This window comes from Microbacterium sp. (assembly GCF_049661145.1).
Lineage (GTDB): Bacteria > Actinomycetota > Actinomycetes > Actinomycetales > Microbacteriaceae > Microbacterium.
Window position 1 is genome coordinate 1 of record NZ_JBASZT010000440.1, and the last position, 1,780, is coordinate 1,780.

Below are 1,780 nucleotides of genomic sequence, written 5' to 3' on the forward strand. Positions count from 1 at the left end.
ATGCGCGCCCGGGCGAACGCGCCGGCGACGGCTTCGGGCGTCGCCACCGGCAGCTGGGCAAGCGGCTCGCCGGTGTACGGAGCGGTCGCGGTGGTGGAATCGGCATCCTTCGCGGCGCTCGCGAGACCGGTCAGCGTCGAGAGGAAGGCGGGAGTGAGCGTGCGCGGCAGGTCGCGCACCGAGTGTGCGGATGCCGGGGCGACAGAGAGGGACATGTTCAAGGCTCCAGGTGGTCGAACGGAGGGTCAGACGGTGGTGTCGACGCTGGTCGGCACGGGCATGTGGAGGGCGATCTGCGCTTTCGACGTGACGTCGAGGCGCAGGATCCGCCGTGGCGCGACGGAGCGGATGTCGTCGGACAGCCGCCCGCTGCCGAGCCGCAGCTCGACGTCGCGCGGCAGCATCCGGCTTCCCGCGGCCAGAGCGTGGGTCTGGTTCAGCGTCGAGTGCCAGTTGCCGCCGATCCGGGTGTACGAAGTCAGCGTCGACACGCGCTCCAGCGGGCGGAACGCGCGCTGCGGCGGTGTCGGCGCGGTGAACGCGAGATCGAGACCACCGTTGTCGTTGCGAGCACGCGCGGTCGCCCGCTCGGCCGTGACGTCGACCTCGATCGGCGCGACCCACTTGGGGAACCCGTAGCCGTCGTGCCCGCGCACCTGCGCGATGTCGGTGCTCACCGGCAGCGACAGGACGTACGAGTGCGGGTGGTCGTTCTTCAGAGCGGCGACCAGGTCGACGGCGCCGAGCCCGCCGTGCCGCACCGGCTTGACCGCGATGCCGGTCGCGACCTCGGTGTAGAAGTCGATATCGGCCACGTCGTAGCGGAAGAACATGACCGAGAACACGCCGAGCCCCGGCACGACCTCGAGCGGATCGAGCTCGCGGGGGAGGCGGGCGCGCAGCCGCGCCGTCGGCGCGAGCATGACGAGCCGGGTGACGGATGCCGCGTAGTAGAAGTTGGGGGTCCAGGTCGGGCCGACGGGCGAATCGACGTGCGTCTTGGTCAGCGAGCGGAAGAAGTCGACGCCGGGAACGCGGGGGTCTGCGGCCACGACATCGAGGTCGGTGTTCATCCGGAACCGGTCGTAGAGGCCCCCGGCCGGGACCTCGACGGTGCGCGCGCCGAGCGTGACCGGCACGGTCGGCGCGCTGGCGGATGCGGTGGCGGTTTCGGTGATGGCTTCGGTTGTGGCTGACGTGTCGGCGGACGTGTCCACGGCAGGTGTCGTCATGTCGGCATCCCTCACTCTCTCGCGCAATGTATGCACTGTTCACATCACTCTACGCACAGAATGTGAACACTGTCAACACCTTGACTTTCCCGCGCGCGACGGGGGTTCCTCGCCGACCGCGGCACTCCGCGCCCGATTCGGCCGTTGCCGTCGACGAAGGGGTGGATCGTCTCGAACTCGCCGTGGAACCAGGGGATGCGCTCCAGGATGTCGCCGGGTCCGGGCTGCCCCGTCCGGTACCGTTCCAGCGCCCGGTCGACCAGCTCCGGCACGAACGCGGGGTTCGCGCCCAGGTGAGAACCGACGCGCACCCACTCGCCTTCCCGTCGGAAGCGGCCCGCGGAGTTCCGCCGGCCGGAGCGGCGCCGCAAGTATGGGAGTCGAGGCCTCGTCCGTCGCGTGCCCCGGGCGCGCAGACCTGCGCTTTCGGCGAGGGAACAACTGCGCGCCGAGAGTACGGGCGCTACCCGTTCTCTCGGCGCTGCATTGTTCTCTCGCGGCCGCGCGGTCGCGCGGTCGCGCGGTCTCGCGGTCTCGCGGTCTCGCGG

The 1,780-nt window shown here is 70.7% G+C and carries 2 protein-coding genes and 1 pseudogene; all 3 read right to left on the bottom strand.

What is annotated here, in order from left to right:
- A pseudogene (locus WBP48_RS18135) lies at positions 1–215 on the bottom strand (hypothetical protein); the annotation flags it as partial.
- Positions 216–245: 30 nt separating this feature from the next.
- Positions 246–1,232 carry an acetoacetate decarboxylase family protein gene (locus tag WBP48_RS18140; protein WP_424442163.1) on the bottom strand — a complete coding sequence of 329 codons (987 nt, stop codon included), beginning with the start codon at positions 1,230–1,232 and terminating at the stop codon, positions 246–248.
- 44 nt (positions 1,233–1,276) lie between these two features.
- Positions 1,277–1,603 carry a Fic family protein gene (locus WBP48_RS18145; RefSeq protein ID WP_424442164.1) on the bottom strand — a complete coding sequence of 109 codons (327 nt, stop codon included), beginning with the start codon at positions 1,601–1,603 and terminating at the stop codon, positions 1,277–1,279.
- Positions 1,604–1,780 lie beyond the last annotated feature (177 nt).